The 17152-nt window shown below is 49.8% G+C and carries 18 protein-coding genes and 1 riboswitch; of the genes, 2 read left to right on the forward strand and 16 right to left on the reverse strand.

Annotated elements, in window-relative coordinates; translation table 11 throughout:
• The first annotated feature begins 204 nt into the window (after positions 1–204).
• Positions 205–450: a DUF6953 family protein gene (locus BAZ21_RS05710; RefSeq protein WP_007433059.1), complete on the forward strand. Its 246-nt coding sequence runs from the start codon at positions 205–207 to the stop codon at positions 448–450.
• A gap of 41 nt (positions 451–491) precedes the next feature.
• On the opposite strand, the gene BAZ21_RS05715 is transcribed toward BAZ21_RS05710, so the two are convergent.
• The gene (locus BAZ21_RS05715) at positions 492–1451 is read right to left on the reverse strand and encodes a helix-turn-helix transcriptional regulator (RefSeq protein ID WP_084011516.1); all 960 of its coding nucleotides are present in this window, start codon (positions 1449–1451) and stop codon (positions 492–494) included.
• Positions 1452–1561: 110 nt separating this feature from the next.
• Here BAZ21_RS05715 and BAZ21_RS05720 point away from each other — a divergent pair, with 110 nt between their 5' ends.
• Positions 1562–2503: a Gfo/Idh/MocA family protein gene (locus BAZ21_RS05720; RefSeq protein ID WP_068497908.1), complete on the forward strand. Its 942-nt coding sequence runs from the start codon at positions 1562–1564 to the stop codon at positions 2501–2503.
• A 41-nt stretch (positions 2504–2544) separates the two neighbouring features.
• Here the strand turns inward: BAZ21_RS05720 and BAZ21_RS05725 are convergent, their stop codons facing one another.
• From BAZ21_RS05725 to BAZ21_RS28860, 15 genes are all read right to left on the reverse strand, one after another.
• The gene (locus BAZ21_RS05725) at positions 2545–3561 is read right to left on the reverse strand and encodes an asparaginase (protein WP_068497910.1); all 1017 of its coding nucleotides are present in this window, start codon (positions 3559–3561) and stop codon (positions 2545–2547) included.
• 250 nt (positions 3562–3811) lie between these two features.
• Positions 3812–4570 (reverse strand): amino acid ABC transporter ATP-binding protein, encoded by a 759-nt coding sequence (locus tag BAZ21_RS05730; RefSeq protein ID WP_068497912.1) that lies wholly within the window; start codon positions 4568–4570, stop codon positions 3812–3814.
• Between the two features lie 4 nt (positions 4571–4574).
• On the reverse strand, positions 4575–5291 hold the full coding sequence (locus BAZ21_RS05735; RefSeq protein ID WP_068497914.1) for an amino acid ABC transporter permease: 717 nt from the start codon (positions 5289–5291) through the stop codon (positions 4575–4577).
• 30 nt (positions 5292–5321) lie between these two features.
• Positions 5322–6131 carry a transporter substrate-binding domain-containing protein gene (locus BAZ21_RS05740; protein ID WP_068497917.1) on the reverse strand — a complete coding sequence of 270 codons (810 nt, stop codon included), beginning with the start codon at positions 6129–6131 and terminating at the stop codon, positions 5322–5324.
• A gap of 139 nt (positions 6132–6270) precedes the next feature.
• Positions 6271–7080 (reverse strand): nickel import ATP-binding protein NikE, encoded by an 810-nt coding sequence (gene nikE, locus BAZ21_RS05745; RefSeq protein WP_068498059.1) that lies wholly within the window; start codon positions 7078–7080, stop codon positions 6271–6273.
• Positions 7081–7117: 37 nt separating this feature from the next.
• The gene (gene nikD / locus BAZ21_RS05750; RefSeq protein ID WP_068497919.1) at positions 7118–7948 is read right to left on the reverse strand and encodes a nickel import ATP-binding protein NikD; all 831 of its coding nucleotides are present in this window, start codon (positions 7946–7948) and stop codon (positions 7118–7120) included.
• Positions 7949–7967: 19 nt separating this feature from the next.
• Positions 7968–8798, reverse strand: coding sequence for a nickel ABC transporter permease subunit NikC (nikC, locus tag BAZ21_RS05755; RefSeq protein ID WP_068497921.1), 831 nt, complete (start codon positions 8796–8798; stop codon positions 7968–7970).
• On the reverse strand, positions 8798–9742 hold the full coding sequence (gene nikB, locus BAZ21_RS05760) for a nickel ABC transporter permease subunit NikB (RefSeq protein ID WP_068497923.1): 945 nt from the start codon (positions 9740–9742) through the stop codon (positions 8798–8800). The genes nikC (BAZ21_RS05755) and nikB (BAZ21_RS05760) overlap by 1 nt, the downstream gene beginning before the upstream one ends.
• Before the next feature lie 46 nt (positions 9743–9788).
• Entirely contained in the window at positions 9789–11414 is a 1626-nt protein-coding gene (gene nikA / locus BAZ21_RS05765) for a nickel ABC transporter substrate-binding protein (protein ID WP_068497925.1), read from the reverse strand.
• Between the two features lie 142 nt (positions 11415–11556).
• Entirely contained in the window at positions 11557–12336 is a 780-nt protein-coding gene (locus tag BAZ21_RS05770; protein ID WP_068497926.1) for an ABC transporter ATP-binding protein, read from the reverse strand.
• Complete coding sequence (locus tag BAZ21_RS05775; RefSeq protein WP_068497929.1) at positions 12321–13262, reverse strand: ATP-binding cassette domain-containing protein; 942 nt, start codon at positions 13260–13262, stop codon at positions 12321–12323. Before BAZ21_RS05775 ends, BAZ21_RS05770 begins: the two co-directional genes overlap by 16 nt.
• On the reverse strand, positions 13262–14077 hold the full coding sequence (nikC, locus tag BAZ21_RS05780; RefSeq protein WP_068497930.1) for a nickel transporter permease: 816 nt from the start codon (positions 14075–14077) through the stop codon (positions 13262–13264). Before nikC (BAZ21_RS05780) ends, BAZ21_RS05775 begins: the two co-directional genes overlap by 1 nt.
• A 15-nt stretch (positions 14078–14092) precedes the next feature.
• On the reverse strand, positions 14093–15022 hold the full coding sequence (gene nikB / locus BAZ21_RS05785; RefSeq protein ID WP_068497932.1) for a nickel ABC transporter permease: 930 nt from the start codon (positions 15020–15022) through the stop codon (positions 14093–14095).
• A 15-nt stretch (positions 15023–15037) separates the two neighbouring features.
• Positions 15038–16618 carry an ABC transporter substrate-binding protein gene (locus BAZ21_RS05790; RefSeq protein WP_068497934.1) on the reverse strand — a complete coding sequence of 527 codons (1581 nt, stop codon included), beginning with the start codon at positions 16616–16618 and terminating at the stop codon, positions 15038–15040.
• Positions 16615–16773: a hypothetical protein gene (locus BAZ21_RS28860; RefSeq protein ID WP_176718104.1), complete on the reverse strand. Its 159-nt coding sequence runs from the start codon at positions 16771–16773 to the stop codon at positions 16615–16617. The genes BAZ21_RS05790 and BAZ21_RS28860 overlap by 4 nt, the downstream gene beginning before the upstream one ends.
• Positions 16774–16820: 47 nt before the next feature.
• Positions 16821–17016: riboswitch (cobalamin riboswitch) on the reverse strand.
• Positions 17017–17152: the final 136 nt, after the last annotated feature.

Below are 17152 nucleotides of genomic sequence, written 5' to 3' on the forward strand. Positions count from 1 at the left end.
CCAGGGATTACTTGCATGATTTCAATACAAAAAAAGAGAATTCCCGTTAACATTCCCTTAATTATACAAAATAAAGCCCAGTTCGCCAACTGCCTGGGTGAATTTATTTCAAAAATTTCAATAATTCTCCGAATTACCGTATACTACAGGGAGGTGAGCTGAATGGCTACACTCAATCGGTATGCAGGAAAGGACACAAAAAAAATGGACAATTCCCCTACAACAGAACAACAAATTGCACAATGGATGGTCGCGCAGATCCGTGAAGTGGGTACCCTGAAACAGGAAGATGCGATTGCATATGTACGCTCTACGTATGGAGAGCAGTATGTGTTTATAAGCGAGCACGGTCATGTATCTCTGGAAAAAGAAATCAAAAAAGCATTTCGCAAGCTTCATGGCGGTAGAATAGCCTGGGATCGTGATGGATTCCTCTGGGCCTGGACTTAACAAGCAAAGGCATCTGCCCCTGGGCAGGTGTTTTTCTAAATTCATGCATATAGCTTTTGGAGCTGGCTGATTTGTTCTTTCACAAACTGTCGGAGTGCCGCAGGCTCCATAATTTCACACCGGCCGATCCAATCCATAGCATCGCGGCAGGCCGCTTCATAGCTGTACATATTGACCGTCAGATGCAAATAGCTTCCTTCATGCACGGACTGGATGATCTCCAGCCTGTTCGCTATGGTTCCAGCTTGCGTCTTATTCGTTCGGATCACTACGGGATAGTATTCTTCCTCTGTGCAAAGCTGCTTAAACCTGGTTTCTTGCTGCATCCAATGCTGCTCCAGCGAAAAATCCACGGGAACCTCGAAGACCTCCGCAGACGGCTGGACCTCCGTGATACGCTCGCACTTGAAGGTCCGAATCTCCTGCCCGATCTCACAGAAGGCAATGAGATACCAATCGCCCTTTTTCACCACAAGTCCATAGGGATGTACATGGCGAGAAGAACAAACTCCGTCGGCTTTCCGATATTGAATGGTTATTTTATTAGACCCCCATACCGCAGCTCTCACGGTCTCCAGACAGGGAATGGCTACACGCTCCGTCCACCAGGGCGTATCATCAAAATAAAACCGTGCTTTGGCTTTCCGAATATCCGATTGATAAGGGTCTGGCATGATCTGCTCCAGCTTGAGCAGCGCATTTTTTAATTTTAATCCCGATTCGGTGGGCCCGCCCGTATATATGCCCATGCCTGTTAAATACAGCTGAATTACATCTCCGCCATTCAACTGCTTCAGGTTGGCCGTATAGCCCTCCATCAAGTAAATTCCGCCCTTCGGGCCAGATGCGGTAACAATCGGAACCCCGGCTTCAGCCAAAAGGTCGATATCCCTGTAAATCGAGCGTACCGAGGTTTCCAGTGCCAACGCCAATTCCTTGGCCTTCATTCTCCCTCTAGATTCGATACATAATAAAATCGCGATTAAACGATGCAGTCTCACAATCATACCTCCACAGTAGATGGTTGCCCAAGTTGAAAAGTTGATGCAAAGATTGTTGACACCCTGTTGGCAATAATAGATGTGTATCATAGAAGTAAGGGGTGTGATGGATGATGAATATTGGAATTTTGGGGACGGGATTCGGCGCGTATCATGCGTCACTTTTAAACAACCATCCCATGGTGAACAGAATCGTTGTATTCGGAAGGAACGAAACCAAGCTGCAAAAGCTGAGAGCGGACCTGAACGTTGAAGTCACACAAAATATAGAGGATATTCTGCTGGATTCAGACGTGGATGTCGTCGATCTATGCCTGCCCTCTCATCTGCATAGGTTATATGCCATTGATGCACTAAAGCACGGAAAGCATGTGTTTTGTGAAACGCCGGTTTGCTTTGATCTCGAAGACGCTCTTCTTATGCAACAAGCTGAAAAGAAATATGGTAAAAAGATTCTGGTCAACCAGTTCATTAAGTTTGATCCTGCCTATACCTATCTGTACGAGTCTCACCGTCAGCAAAAGTACGGGAAGCTAATCTCCTTGTCCTTGAAAAGGGAAACGCCTCCCCTGTGGGGAGATCTTGGACCAAGCTCCATCCCTACTCAGTTCATGATTCATGAACTGGATTTACTCGCATGGCTGCTGGGCCCCTGTGACCCATGCACGGTCTGGGGTACAGAGGTTGCCGATCCTGAACAGGCACAGGTGCGGGCTTATTTTCAGCATCAGGATACGTTCACAGAAGTCATCGCCTCTTCCCATATGCCGACAAGCTATCCATTCACAGTAGCCTATGAAGCTTATTTTGAGAAGGCCAAACTGGTATTCCATGAAAGCGACGGAAATGATCTTATACCTACCGCATTATATGAGTATACCGCATCAGGGCAGCAAAAAATCAACCTCGAATCCGCCAATCCGTACGAAAAAAGTCTGGATCATGCCCTTGCATGCTTTGACGGACTTTCGGAATGCCTGATTCCACTGGAACAAGCCATCCAATCGCTGGAAATGGCTATTAAGATTAAACATAGACTGGAGAAATTTTAGCGTTAACTCGATGTCTCCGGCAGTTCAGCGGTCAACCTCCCTTACAGGGAGGTTGTGTCCGCAGGCAAGGAAACTTCGTCCACATAGTTCGTTGCCATAATCTTGGCTACCCCGGCCGGATCGGTGGTCTGGCCCAACGCCCACATCATTTTTGTTACAAGTGCTTCCGTTGTCATGTCATACCCCGGAATAACGCCCTTTTCCAATACCTTCTGCCCCACCTCATAAATCGTCAGATCTCCGCCCTCATAGGGGCATTGGGTGGTCACGACAATACTCATACCGTCCTTCATCAATTCCTCGATTTTGCTGATCAGGCTTCTTTCCTTGAAAGGCACACCGCCCATACCAAAGCCCTCTATGACGATGCCTTTATAGCCCAAGCTTCGAATGGCATCAAAAATCGCCGGATTCGTCCCCGGAATCAGCCTCAGCAAAAATACCTCCGATGCATACCCGTCATTATACGGGTGGCGAACGTTACCGCGATTTGCAAATACGCCCTCCGTATAGACCACCTTTCCGTTCTCCACCAGGCCGATATACGGATAGTTAATGCTTTCAAAAGCGTTATAGCTGCGGGTTCTGATTTTGGAGCTGCGGCTGCCGTTGATAATTTTGCCGTTAAATACAACAAAAACCCCTGCCACCTCGCCACATGCGGTCAGGAATGAGTCGATTACATTTTTTTTGGAATCACCGTGCTCGGCCAAAATGGACACCTGCGAGCCTGTCACAACGACGGGCTTGTCTACGGTTCCCAGCATAAAGCTCAAGGCCGAAGCCGTATAAGCCATCGTATCCGTACCATGTGCAATGACGATACCGTCGTATTGATCGAGGGAACGGTGTACCATTCGGGCAATGGCAGCCCAATCCTCCGGTTGTGTATTGGTGCTATCAATGCTCATCAGATTGTGGGCATCAATGTCGCAAATTTCCTTGAGCTCCGGAATTTCCGCTAAAATATTCTCAGCCGATTGGGTCGGAGTTAGGCCGTTTTCCTGATAGGAGGAAGAAATCGTCCCGCCTGTGTTGATGAACAAAACCTTTTTCATGTGCCAATGTTCCTTCCCGATTACATCTTCACTTTATTGTTCTTAGAATTTATCATGAATAAGTGTGATAATCTACATTGCTATAGAAAAGAATTAATGAAGGATGGTGCATTCATGAATCTGGAGCAACAAGCTTACGTTTCTATATATGACATGCCCAAAAAGCACGTCAGGCAAACGCAGGTATCCCTTCCTCCTGCGAATGGTCTAACGTGCTTTTTACTTCCCCATTCCACGTCATTTTGCGGAATTACGGTTGCTCCTGTAGTGTTCTTTGTCCCAAGGCTTTGCCCAGGAATTGCCGTGTCCGTTCTTCCTTCGGATTGGTGAAAAATTGCTCCACAGGGCCCTGCTCCACGATGACGCCATCCTCCATCAGCACAACCCGATCCGCTACATCCCTCGCAAAACCAAGCTCATGCGTGACAATAATCATCGTATTGCCTTCACTTGCCACTTTTTGAATGACTGACAGCACTTCATCTACCAGCTCAGGATCGAGTGAGGAAGTCGGTTCGTCGAACAGCAGCACCTGCGGATTCAGCGCCAAAGCGCGGGCTATGGCAACACGCTGCTGCTGTCCACCCGAAAGCTGGGCAGGATAGTAGTTCATGCGATCCTTTAACCCGACCTTTTCCAAAATCCCCTCACTGATCTCCCTCGCCTGCTTGCGATCCAGCTTTTTTACACTGGTCAGACCAATCATCACATTGTGGAGTGCATTCAAATTTTTAAACAGCTGATATTGCTGGAATACCATCGCCGTTGCCATACGCAGCGCGAGGATATCTTTCTTACCCGCCTTGGTTGCATCTACCTTTACCCCGTCAATTTCGATGATACCGCTGGTCGGCTGCTCCAAAAAATTAATGCTGCGCAGCAGCGTAGACTTCCCCGACCCGCTCGGGCCCAGGATGACCACAACTTCTCCCTTGCCTACGGTCAGGTCTATGCCCTTCAACACGTGATGCTGTCCAAAATGCTTATGGATTTGATGAAGTTGAATCATGCCCTTACTCACTTCTTTCGTAAATTCGAATACGCTTCTCCAGCACGACAAGCCCGCGTTCAATCATGATGCACACCAGCCAGTAGATCAGAGACACCGCCACATACACCTCAAAAAAAGCCAGCGCCCGCGCGCCCATAATTTTAGCCTGTCCCATCATATCGACGACACCGATCATAAAAATAAAAGACGTATCCTTCACCGTACTGATCAGCGTGTTCCCCAGATTGGGCAAAGCCACCGTCAACGCCTGTGGCAGTACAATTTTGAGCATAATCTGCGGCTGACTCATCCCGATGGAATTGGCAGCCTCAAATTGCCCACGGTCCACTGAGTTAATCGCCGCCCGGAACGTCTCCGACAGATACCCCCCGAGGTTCAACGAAAATGACAGCAGCGCAAATAGCTCGGGTGGAATTACATAGATATTGAATTGCTGCAAGAACCCATATTCGCTCTGAAAATAGTACAGAAACTTGGGTATTCCGTAATACACGAGGAACAGCTGCACGATGAGCGGCGTTCCCCGGATGTACGAAACATACAGTGTAGACAATTGCGCCAAAACAGGCACCTTGTATATCCGGATTAAGGCCGTCGCCAACCCGATGATCGAACCCAGCAGCATGGACAATAGCGCAATCCATAGCGTAACGGGTAGATACTCCACGATCCGGGGAAGGCTTTTCAGCATATAATCAAGGTCAAACAGCTTTTCCATAGGAACCTCACTTTACCCATTGCATTGTTGTTACTGAGGGATGTATTCCCCGCCTGTCCATTGTTCAGACAGTTTTTTCAACGTTCCGTCCGTTTTAAGCTCTTTAATAATCGGGTCAATTTTCGCTTTCAGCTCTTCGCCCTGCTTATCCTTTTTGAACACCAGATTGATACCATCCGTTTGCACAGGATCACCTATCGCTTCGACCTGCAAGCCTTCCTTCTTAATCGTCGCCGCCGTCATAACCGGATCATTCACATAAGCATCAACCCGACCATTTTGCACATCCTGAAGGTTGTCGGACGAAGTGCCTGCGTCATTGTATCTCAAAATAATTTTATTTCCGTTCTTTGCATTGTACTGTTCCAGTAATTGAGTGTAGGAATCCCCTACGGAAGCAGCTACCTTCTTGCCTTCCAAATCCTTGAGAGAGTGTATATCCGTTCTGCCTTTTTTCACAACAATGACAGATTGAGCCTGGAAGTAAGATTCATCTGAGAACAAGTACTTTTGCTCACGCTCGGGATTTTTGGCAACTTCATCTGCCACCACCTGAATTTTGTTCGCTTCCAGCGCCAGGAAAATTCCATCCCAGCCCGAAGGGACAAACTCAAACTTGTAGCCGTCCAGCTTCTTGTCAATTTCCTTGATGACATCCACATCGTATCCGGTCAGTTCATTTTTATCATTCGTAAAAGCAAACGGCGGGTAGTCATTTTGTGTGCCGACATAGATCACCTTATCCCCGGACGCCGCTTCCTTCGAGGAGCATCCACTCAAGGCACCCGTTAATAACACAAGAGATAGGCCAAGCGCTGCAACAAAAGCAGATTTTTTCATATGTAATACCCCTTCTTAATCCAAGTAATTTACTATGATTTTATATTATAGCGGGTTATCCAAATAATACAACAGATAAATTTGATTTCAATACTTATCCATAAGCTGCACAAAAAAAAGGACCCTTGCGGGTCAACTGTCATTCATGAAGTGGAAGACGGTCTGCTGGATGTTCCGGCAAAATGGACGAGATCAACCGTTGCACAGCCGGATGGGTGGATTCAAAAATCCGATCCTTGTCATCACAGCGCTCGATCAATTTCCCCTGCTCCATCACAGCAATGCCATCACAGACGGCGTAAGCTGCCCGAATATCATGCGTGATGAACAGATACGACAATCCGAACGAGGATTTCAGCTCTCCCAGCAGGGATAAAATATGCATCTGGTGTACCATATCCAGGCTGCTGACGGACTCATCCAGTACGATTAGCTTGGGCTTGAGGGCAATCGCCCGCGCAATGTTGATTCGCTGCAATTGTCCACCGCTAAACTGATGCGGAAGTTTATTCCGATCCTCCGGCTTGAGACCGACCCGCTCCAGCAGGTGCTCAACCGTTCTCTTTTGCTCCTGGACTGATAGTCGTTCGTAATTGTCCAGAGGCTCCCCGATAATCTGTCCGGCGGTCATCCGGGGGTTCACAGCGGAATAGCAGTCCTGAAATACGACCTGCATATCCCGTCTCAGCCTCCTGCGGGCCTGTGTGCTTCCATTATAAATGTCCTGACCCTCAAACAGCACCTGGCCCTCCTGCGGCTTCTCCAGCCCCAGAATGACCTTTCCCAGCGTGCTTTTACCCGCTCCGCTGGTTCCAAGCAAGCCCAGGCAAAATCCGTTCTCTATCGTTAACGAAACGCCGGCCAGTACAGGGGGGCGTAGTTCGGAGCGGCCCAACCATTTGCGCCTTCCATAGCTATGAGTTACTTCCTTCACTTGCAGCACGCGTATTCGCTCCCCTATTGAATGTGTAACCATCCACAGGCGACTAACCGCCTGCCTGATTCATGTCCCGCAGGGACAACTTGGGCCTGGCATCCAGCAGCATTTTCGTATATTCATGCTGCGGCTGATTGAACAGCCGATGGACCTCCGCCTGCTCGACAATACGTCCCTGCTGCATGACAGCCACTTCATCTGCCATTTGCGAAATGACCCCCAGATCGTGCGAGATCAGCAAAACGGAAGTGCCGTATTCCGTACGCAAGCGATCCAGCTCTCTCAACACTTGTAGCTGATTCACGACATCGAGCGCCGTTGTCGGTTCATCCGCAATCACCACCGCTGGCCGCAGGCACATGGAAATGGCAATCATGACGCGTTGCAGCATTCCCCCGCTGAGCTGAAACGGATATCGCTTCAACAGCCTGGCCGGTTCGGGCAAATTCATCTTTTCCAAAGCTGTTATGGCAAGATCACGGGCCTGTCGTGTGGTCAATTCGGTATGAGTGCGGATGGTTTCCATAAACTGAGCCCCGATCGTATACACTGGCGTAAAAGCATTCATCGGATTTTGCATAATCAACGCGATTTCCTTGCCGCGAATACGCCGCATCTCCTCGGCCGCCATTCCATTCAACTCACGCCCGTTCAGACGGACACTGCCTTTTACGTCCATCGTCTGGTGATCCAGCAGCTGAAGCAGGGCGTTGCAGGTCACCGTTTTGCCGCTTCCACTCTCGCCAACAAGACCCAGTACCTGCCCTTTTTTCAGTTCAAAATCAATCGGCTCCAGCAGAGGGACTGTCCCTGTACCCGTTTGGAGCTTCACCTGCAAGCCGCGGACCTCCAGCACCTTCGACTTCGCCCCGTCATCCATCGTTGTTCTCACTCCTGTTTTACTGACGTTTGGAAATTCCGTATCGGTCTGACAGCGCCTCTCCCAATATATTGAAGGCCATGACCACTACCAGAATCATGACGCCCGGATAGATCATTAATTCCGGATGACTGCGGATGTATCCTGTTCCCTCATGAATCATCGCTCCCCACTCGGGAGTCGGCGGCTGGATACCCAGACCGAGGAAAGACAACGCGGAAATATCCATGATCGCCCAGCCCATCTCCAGCGTACCCATGACCACAATCGGCCGCAGCACATTGGGAATGATATGCCTCCGGATAATGGCTCCTGAGGAGGAGCCGCTGATCCTTGCCGCCGCTATAAAATTCCGCTCTTTCAGACTAACGACCATATTGCGGCACATTCGGGCATAATACACCCACTGCACCATCATCAAGGCAAGCAGCACCTGCATCAGACCCGGCCCAAAAATACCAACAATACCCAGCACAAGCACCAAATTCGGGAACGCCATAACCCCTTCGCAAAACCGCATTAGCACACTATCGACCCAGCCGCCCACATAACCTGCAACCGATCCAATCACGACACCGATGCCAAGCGAGGACAGGAAAATCAATGTCGCAAAGCCGAGTGAAATCCGCGCTCCATATAGCAGTCGGGACAGATTGTCCCGACCCAAATGATCAGTTCCCAGCCAGTATTCCTTCGAAGGTCCTTCCAGCTTGTGCAATAAATTGACTTTAACCGGATCATGGGGAGCCAGCCACGGGGCTATCGCCATAATGATGAAAAGAGCCGCCAGCACGACAGAGCAGACCACGATTACTTTTTGACCCTTGAACATTGTACGCAACCTTGTCATCACTGCTCTGCTCGTCCCTTCGCTGAAATTCGGGGGTCCATATACAAATGCACCAGATCAACGAGCAAATTGCATACGATGAACAGGCATGCCGCCAAAAACACATAGCATTGTATGACGGGAATATCCCGGTTAAAAATCGCTTCCACAAAATATCGGCCAAAACCGGGCCATGAAAACACCTGCTCCACAATAATCGTTCCGGTCAGCAGCTTGCCCAGATTCATGCCCATACCCGTAATCAGCGGGGCAATGGCAATTTTGAGCACATGCTTGAGCATAATTATACGTTCACGAATTCCTCTGGTTCTGGCATACTGCACATACGTTTCCTGAAGCTGCTCCAATACACTGGAGCGCAGCAGGCGCGTATATAGAGCAATCAGAACGAACGATAGGGTCAACGTGGGGAGCACCAAATGCTGCCACGTCCCCCGCCCCTCTACAGGCAGCAAGTCCAGCCGGACGGAGAAAAAGAAAATCAACAGATATCCCAGCCAGAATTGGGGAATAGACGCTCCAACATATGAAATCCCTCGACTAAGCATGTCGATCCAGCCATTTTTACGTATCGCCGCCAGCACGCCCAGCGGGATACTCACCACGATGGATAGCGCCATGCTGCTCAAGGCCAGCTCGACAGTGGCAGGCAGCCGAACCTTCACCTCATCCCACACCGGCTTGTTCGTAAGGTATGAAGTGCCGAAGTCCAGCCGACTGATTCTTTGCAGCGTCTGCATATACTGTGTCAGCAAAGGCTGATCCAGCCCGAATTCATGCCGCTTCTGCTCCAGAATTTCCGGAGTCGGATAGATGTGAGCTGCTGTCAAATAGGCCTCGGCCGGATCAACCGGTGAAATATGAATGAGTGCAAAGGTAACGAGAGTGGCAAAGAGAACAATAGGAATGACCGCTATCATTCGTTTCCCAATATAGCCGATCATGAGTTGTCCTCCTCTTCTGTAAACGAACGTTACCCTTCAGTTTCAACTACTTTCCGATTTCAATTCCATCAAACGGATTTTCATCCCGATTGGCCGGGAATACAAAATTCGTAATCTTTTTCTGATATACCGCAGTTTTCTTAATATATGAAATAGGCACAATGGCAGATTGCTCCTGAAGCGTCTTCAGAATCGAAGCATACAGCTCTTGGCGCTTGGTTTCATCTGTCGATGAGAGTGCTTCGTGTACTTGCTGATCCAGATCCTTCTTCATCGGAAGAGCGCTCAGCACCTCGGAAATCCCGAAGCTCTTCTTGGCAATGACGTTAATAAAGGAATGCGGATCATAAGGCGCACCATAGTTGTACCAGAAGTACAGGTCAAACTGGTTGGATCTAAGGCGCTTGATTTGAACCGTCAGCTCCAGCCCGGTCAGGTTCACTTTAACACCCAGCTCTCCCCATTCCGCCTGAATGGTTTCAGCCATCGCCTTTTGGATCGGATCGGTTTTATCAAAAATCAGCTCAAAATCGAGCTGCTGTCCATCCTTCTCCCGCACCGTACCGCCAGCGGGCAACTTCCAGCCGGCCTCATCCAGCAGCGCTTTGGATTTTTCCACATCATAGTCAACAGGCTGTAAGTCTACATTCGTATACGGATAGTTTTTGGACAAAACCGTATCCGCTTTTTCCTCCAGCCCCGAGGTCACGCCTTCCACCATCGCCTGCTTGTTAAAGCCATGCTGGAGGGCCAACCGTACGCGGAGGTCTGACAGCTTGGGATTGGACGAATTGAGCAGCAGGCTTCTTGTGCCGACAGGCTCGGACAGCTTGGTAACATACTTATCCGTGTCGCGAAGCTGCTTGAAGGCATCCAGACTAATGACACCTTCTCCGTAAATCAGATCCAAATCGCCTTTCTCAAAGGCCATTACACGTGTCTCACTATCGGGAATGATTTTTACGATAATTTTATCGACCTTCGGTGCAGTGCCCCAATAATTTGGATTACGCTTAAAGGTTGCATATTCATCCTGCTTGTATTCATCCAGCATCCAAGGCCCTGTACCTACAGGTTTCTTGATGCCTTTGGACGTGTCTCCATCATCCGGGAACCCGGCTTCACCCAAAAAGCGGAACGGACGAACGACGGACAAGTCCTGAATTACCGGATAATACGGCTCCTTGAGCGTCATACGGAAGGTGCTGTCATCTACGGCTTCCGTTTTGTCGAGAACACCTACCACACCAAGCCAGTTGTGCGTCTTATCATTTTTCATAATAGCGTCAAAGTTCTTTTTGACAATAGCTGCGTTGAACGGTGTTCCATCTGAAAATTTCACACCTTTGCGAAGCTTGAACGTATATGTTTTGCCGTCCTTGGAAATCGTCCAGGATTCAGCCAAAGCAGGCTCCAGCTTGCCTCCTTGCTTGTAGCTGACTAACGGCTCATAAATCATGGATTGTGCAAAAAGCTGGGAAGGATTATATACGTGAGGATTCATCGTACCAATGTCGCGCGGCCACGATAGCGTGATCGACTTTTCATTGGCAGCTCCGTCAGTTGAGGTGGATGCAGGTGTATCCTCCTGCTTCGCGCAACCCAAAATAACGGATAATAAGAGGATTGCAACCAGCATAAGGGTGGCAGTCTTGCGGTGTCGAACGGACATCAATGGTTTTCCCCTTTTCTATATATGTGATAATGATTATCATAATCATATTAAGAATAGGTAGCACATCTTATTTTGTCAACAATATTCGGCAAGAAAAGGTCAAATTTATTTTAAATTTGTATAATTTGAGATAGATGGATCATTCCACCAACGTTTGAAACAAGGTGTGAGTGTATTCATGCTGTAACAGGTCTTCATCCCAATCCTTGAATATTTCCACGATTTCACCCTGATACATAACGGCAATCCGATCACAAAACGGACGGGTGGATTGAAGATCATGAGTGATGAAAAGGTAGGATAACTGACGTTCTATCTGGACTTTCTTGAGCAAATCGAGTACGGAGGACTGCGTTGCCACATCGAGATTGGCGACGGATTCGTCAAACAGGATAATTTCCGGCTCCACCGCCAGTGCACGAGCGATGCATACCCGCTGCTTTTGCCCGCCGCTTAGCTGCGATGGGTATTTCTCCAGACTTCCGGCCTCCAATCCTACCGATTCCAGCAGGGACAGGCAAATATCCAGCGCTTGCGCTTTTCGCTCAGGAAAATAGTTACGGATCGGCTCCAGCAAAATATCGCGAATGGTCATATGGGGATGCAGTGAGGAAGACGAGTCCTGCGTGACCAACTGGATTCTTTTATATAAATGAACATCCTTCACCTTTCCAGCATGAATGGGCTGACGATCCAGCCAAATCTCCCCCGAGGTCAACGGTTCCAGCCTCATGATACATTGTGCCAGCGTACTTTTGCCGCTTCCGCTTTCGCCAACCAGTCCGAGACATTCTCCCCGCTGTAATTCAAGACTTACCTGCTTCACGGCGGCTTGCTCGCTATCTTGCTTGCTAAACCAGCCTTTTTTCCGTCTGCGGACAGGATAAGTTTTGGTCACTTGCTTCAATTCCAGTAACATTCGTGCATCCTTCCTTCCGACCTCATTTCCAATACGCGATCCGCTACACGGTCCATGCCCTGACGGTCATGAGAAATCAACAAAATGGTGAGATCGAAGTCCTTTCTCAGCTGCTGGAGCAATGCCAAAACCTTGTCCCGGTTGATGACATCCAGCGCCGTAGTTGGCTCGTCAGCAATAAAGAGGCGCGGACCGGAGCTTAACATGGCTGCCAGCAGCACTCTTTGGCACATTCCTCCACTTAGCTCAAACGGATACGACGACAATATGTGCTCCGGGTCCGCAAACCCGACCTTGCTGAGCAGAGCGTGTAGATACGCCTCGTGTGGTTGCGTAGCACGGCCCCCAGCTAGCTCCGTGGCACGGCTTATCATCCGTCTCATCCAGGGCAGCGCGCCCTGTAGGGCAGCTTGCCGCGGTGCAGCGAAGGACGGGGCAGTATGAGCATCAGCGTGCCCCGGCTCCTTCTGTTCTTGCAGTAGCTGGCGCCGCCCGTGCAGCCTCAACGTATCCGTCAACTGTGTGCGCACGGTACGGATCGGGTTCAACCCGCTCAGCGATTGTTGAATGAGCAGCGCAATATCCTCGCGGCGCAGCCTTTGCCAGCGCCGTTCATGGAACGGGACGATGTCCTCCCCGTTATAGTAAATATGCCCTTGCGTAACACTGATCCCCGGCTCCAGCATGCCTGCGATTGCGTGTGCAGTCAGGCTCTTGCCGCATCCGCTTGGCCCGGTCAGAGCCACAATTTCACCCGGATATACGGAAAAGCTCACATCTCGCAGCAGCGGTTGATGGTTAATGGTCCCAATGGCTGTTCCTGCACCTGTGCGGCATATCTCCAAATGTTCCACGTGTAACAGTGGTTTTCGCCCGTCCACTCGCTCTATCGTATCCTTTCGACCAATGTTTGCCCGATCCTCCACTATTTCGCCGCCCCCTTTTCTGAAAAGCGGTCACCCAGCAGCTGGCACGCAAGCACAAACAGCATAATCGCCAAGCCCGGGAAAATCATGACATGCGGAGCCACCTGAAAATACGAGGTTGCATCATGCAGCATCACACCCCACTCTGGCTTGGGCGGCTGTACACCCAGTCCAAGAAAGGAGAGCCCGGCAATCATCAGCACCACGCGCCCGATATCCCATACCGCATAAACAACCAACTGCGGCAACACTTGTGGCAATACGTAACGTCTCAGTATGCGTACGTGTGAATTGCCGGATAAACGGGCATATCGCACATAGTCCTCCTGACAGGCTTTTTGAACCAGACTGCGGATATAGCGGACATAGCCTGCCCACCGTACCGCAATAATAGCCAAAGTCATGTTAACAAAACCCGGGCCCAAAATCCCCACAATCGCCACCGTCAAAATAATATCGGGAAAAGCCAGCACGCCGTCGATTCCTCGCATGATCAGCTGATCCACACGCCCACGTACATAGCCAATGAGCAAGCCTATCGGTAGACTGACACTCAGCGTAGCCACAGTAATCGCGCACGCAATTAGCACACTCGTCCGAATCCCGTAAATGAGTCGTGACAGTACATCCCGCCCCAGGTGATCTGTACCAAAGGGATATTCCCGGCTAGGTGGGGCCAGACGGTTCATAAGGTCTACATTCAGAGGATCATGAGGAGCAACCCACGGAGCCAGTACCCCGAGCAGCACGATCAAGCCAAACAGCACACCGCCAGTCAGCAAGCTTCCTTTGTAGGAAAGCCGTATCCTTTTCATTTCCAGCTTCCTCCCCTAACGCAAACGCAGCCTCGGATCTATCGCCGTCTGGACCACATCTACCAAATACTGAACGCCTACAATTAAAAATGCAGCAAAAATAACATACCCTTGAATCACAGGGTAATCCCGCTGCGAAATCGCATCTATAAAATACTTGCCCAAGCCCGGCCATGAAAAAATGGTCTCTACGATAACATTACCTGCAAGCATAAATGACAGATTCGTACCTAACAGCGTAATAATGGGCAGAATAGCATGCTTAAATACCTCAAAAAACAAAATATGCATACGTGAGAAGCCTCTGGCTCTCGCCGCTTTCACAAAATTCCGATCGCTCAGCTCCAGCATTTGCGCACGCAGCACACGAGCTTGTACGGCCCCCAAACCTGCGCCAAGCGTCAGGGCTGGAAGCACCAGATGTGTCCAGTCCTCCCTGCCCATGGATGGAAGCCAGCCCAGACAAACGGAAAACAAATAGATCAACAGAAAGCCAAGCCAAAAGGAGGGAATGGATGAGCCCAACAGGGCCAAAATTCTGCTCAGACGATCCAGCGGGCCGCTGGATTTGACCGAGGCGGCCAGTCCCATCCCCAGAGTTAGCACGGTCATCACGGCAAATCCGGCCAAAGCCAGCTCTACAGTAGCAGGCAGTCTGCTCCACAGCTCGGCCAGCACCGACTCTTTGGATACATACGAGGTGCCCCAATGCCCTGTGAACACGTCCCGCAGCCAGTTTACATACTGAATATGAAGCGGCTCGCTCAAGCCCAGCTCCTTCCGCAGTGCCGTCAACGCCTCCTCAGAGGCAGGTACATTATGCGCAGTAAGCAAAATGGTAGCAGGGTCTCCCGGGGCTAGTCTCATCAGCACAAAAGTCGCCGTGGAGACAGCGAATACAATGATGACCAGCTGCGCCGCACGTTCCAGAATAAAACGAATCATAGGATACACAGCCTGCTATTTCGCAATATCGGATTGCGCTGTAATGTAGTAATACTCGATCGGATGGGGCGTAAAGCCCTCTACCCCTTTTTTCACACCAAATACATTGTCAGGATGCACAATGAACGACTGCGGCAAATCCGTATTAATGATATCTAATGCTTGCAACGTCAACCCATTGCGCTCTGCAGTATTCTTTGCCAGCTTCAACCTGCCAAGAATGTCCTCCAGCGGTTTGGAGACATATCGGCTCACGTTAGCTTCGCTTTTCGAGGAATAAAAGGTATCCATAAAATATTGCGGCTCCCCTGTATGGGCCGTCAGCATACTATACATGGCAAAATCCCAATCGTTTTTGGTTAATGCCTCGTCGATATTTTCCACCTTGCGAATCTTGACCTGGATACCCTCTTTCAGCAATTGGCTCTGGATGACCTCAGCCATCACGGAGAGCTCGGGGCGCTGAGGGAAGGTCAGCAGCGTAACCTCGAACGGTTTGCCTTGCTTGGCCCATGTGCCTTGGGCGTCCTTTTGCCAGCCATCCCTTGTCAGCAGTTGCTCCGGTGTTCCGTCCAGTGCTTTACGCTCAACCTTGCCAAAAGGAAGAATGCTCGGGAACGGACTGCTTGCCTCCGTACCAAAGCCTCTCATGACCGCACTCACAATGGATGCGCGTGGGATCAGACTGTCCACAACCTTGCGGTTCGCTGCGTCTTTGAACACAGGCGACTCCATATTGTACACGATCATATGGGTGCGCAAGGAAGGTGCCGACAGCACCTGCAGCTTGTCGTTCTTTTTCAACACCTCCGCGTTATCCACCGGAATATCCGTTGCTACGTCCACCTCGCCGGATTGCAGCGCCATCAGGCGCGAATTGCCATCCGTAATGAACTTCATGGTCGCTTCAGCCAGCCGAGCCTTCTCTCCCCAATATCCGTCATAGCGTTCTACGACCAGTGATTGATCCTTGTTGAACGCTTTGATTTTAAAAGCACCTGTCATCGCAGGATAGCTCTGCTCATCTTTCATAGACGCTACATCCAGCACAATCGTCGACGGATCGGCCAGATTGGATACCAGCGCCGCGTTCGGCTGGTTTGTCGTGATCTTCAACGCCAGCGGGCCGCTTACATCAATGGACTTCACATCCAGCAAATCCTTCGCCAGATGGCTTTTTTCAATAGAACGGAGCAGTGAAGCCTTGACGCTGGCTGCATCCATACTTTTTCCATCATGAAAAGTAACCTGATCCTGCAAGCTGAACGTCCAGACGGTAGGGCTATTCTGCTTCCATCCTTTCGCCAGCCAAGCCACAGGCTCCAGCTTTTCATTCAAACGGACAAGGGTCTCACCTGCACCAGACCGCATGACATCCCAGCTATTATCTCCGTGCGGGTCAACGCCTGACGGTTTCCATGTGTACGCCATCACCAGCTTTTTATCCGCTGAGCTCTGCTCAGTGGGTGTCTGTCCGTTCTTGGTAGAGTCCGCCGTTTGATTGGATGTGGAGCATGCCGCCAGAGCCATAACGGCCATAAGCAGCAGCAGTCCCGTACATATAAATCGTGAGTTCCTTTTACGATTGCTTATCATTCCATGAATCCCCCTCTATCTTGTAAAATCATATAACCTAACGCGAAAAAAGCATCCCCGACCGCATGATCAGCAGTCAGAAATGCTTTCATTATAAAATGCCAAAGCTCACCCTCTGCACCCTCTAAAAAAGGGGATCGGTCGGTTTCAGACATTCCGTATGCAGCACGCCTAACCACCTCCCCAGCATCCCGTGGGTCTGACAGTGATGTTAAAACAGGCAGGTCTCCTGACTCCAGGCGTATCTTTCAGGCCTTCCCGGTTCTTCACAGTTCCAGTGGCTGTTCTGAAAGCTCCAGCAGTCCCCTGCTGATGCCTGTATACAGTGGCGGGTCCGTGTCGGAATGTACCGAACTTCCCTTTTAAGCGAACACGTAACCCACCACTACAAGGCTTCAAAAAAACCTGTATGTGGAAAGTTCGGCTCACACCTGTTTTCTTCCTTTATTCCTTTATATTACGATTTAGGACTATCTTATTTTGTTGCTACTGGCTTGTCAACAAATGTTGTGTAATATTTTAAATTTTAATGAT

The sequence above is a fragment of the Paenibacillus kribbensis genome (assembly GCF_001705305.1).
Classification (GTDB): domain Bacteria; phylum Bacillota; class Bacilli; order Paenibacillales; family Paenibacillaceae; genus Paenibacillus; species Paenibacillus kribbensis_B.

Excerpts from the sequence above, each read along its gene's own strand:
- nikC (WP_068497930.1), bottom strand. The coding sequence starts at position 14,077 with ATGAAAAGGATACGGCTTTCCTACAAAGGAAGCTTGCTGACTGGCGGT.
- BAZ21_RS05710 (WP_007433059.1), top strand. The coding sequence starts at position 205 with ATGGACAATTCCCCTACAACAGAACAACAAATTGCACAATGGATGGTC.
- BAZ21_RS05735 (WP_068497914.1), bottom strand. The coding sequence starts at position 5,291 with ATGGAAAAGCTGTTTGACCTTGATTATATGCTGAAAAGCCTTCCCCGG.
- BAZ21_RS05730 (WP_068497912.1), bottom strand. The coding sequence starts at position 4,570 with ATGATTCAACTTCATCAAATCCATAAGCATTTTGGACAGCATCACGTG.
- BAZ21_RS28860 (WP_176718104.1), bottom strand. The coding sequence starts at position 16,773 with ATGTCTGAAACCGACCGATCCCCTTTTTTAGAGGGTGCAGAGGGTGAG.
- BAZ21_RS05725 (WP_068497910.1), bottom strand. The coding sequence starts at position 3,561 with ATGAAAAAGGTTTTGTTCATCAACACAGGCGGGACGATTTCTTCCTCC.
- nikC (WP_068497921.1), bottom strand. The coding sequence starts at position 8,798 with ATGACAAGGTTGCGTACAATGTTCAAGGGTCAAAAAGTAATCGTGGTC.
- nikA (WP_068497925.1), bottom strand. The coding sequence starts at position 11,414 with ATGTCCGTTCGACACCGCAAGACTGCCACCCTTATGCTGGTTGCAATC.
- nikD (WP_068497919.1), bottom strand. The coding sequence starts at position 7,948 with ATGGATGACGGGGCGAAGTCGAAGGTGCTGGAGGTCCGCGGCTTGCAG.
- BAZ21_RS05770 (WP_068497926.1), bottom strand. The coding sequence starts at position 12,336 with ATGTTACTGGAATTGAAGCAAGTGACCAAAACTTATCCTGTCCGCAGA.
- BAZ21_RS05720 (WP_068497908.1), top strand. The coding sequence starts at position 1,562 with ATGATGAATATTGGAATTTTGGGGACGGGATTCGGCGCGTATCATGCG.
- BAZ21_RS05740 (WP_068497917.1), bottom strand. The coding sequence starts at position 6,131 with ATGAAAAAATCTGCTTTTGTTGCAGCGCTTGGCCTATCTCTTGTGTTA.
- nikB (WP_068497923.1), bottom strand. The coding sequence starts at position 9,742 with ATGATCGGCTATATTGGGAAACGAATGATAGCGGTCATTCCTATTGTT.
- nikB (WP_068497932.1), bottom strand. The coding sequence starts at position 15,022 with ATGATTCGTTTTATTCTGGAACGTGCGGCGCAGCTGGTCATCATTGTA.
- BAZ21_RS05790 (WP_068497934.1), bottom strand. The coding sequence starts at position 16,618 with ATGATAAGCAATCGTAAAAGGAACTCACGATTTATATGTACGGGACTG.